The 263-nt window shown below is 33.8% G+C and carries 1 protein-coding gene; it reads left to right on the forward strand.

The window, feature by feature from the left end; translation table 11 throughout:
- Positions 1–263, forward strand: a 263-nt coding sequence (locus KVT11_RS20105; RefSeq protein WP_254636541.1) for an SLC13 family permease, incomplete at both ends; no start/stop codon positions are given.

The following is a 263-nucleotide window of genomic DNA, read 5'->3' on the forward strand; positions in this document are numbered from 1 at the left end:
TTATTTAATCTAATGGTGGCCATTAAGGCCTTGGAACAGCTAAAGATATTAGACAAACTTGCCGTTGCGATTTTAAATAAATGCAATAACAGCAGGTCAATATCTATTATTCTAATTTTGTTATGCTTTATTTGCTCCATGTTTGTAACAAATGATGTTGCTCTCCTCACTTTTGTACCAATAACACTTGTCATTAGTAAAAAAACACAAATGAACATGATGGATACAATCATCCTGCAAACAATTGCGGCAAACATCGGCAG

Source organism: Bacillus sp. GbtcB10 (assembly GCF_019091365.1).
Taxonomy (GTDB): Bacteria; Bacillota; Bacilli; order Bacillales; family Bacillaceae; genus Bacillus; species Bacillus altitudinis.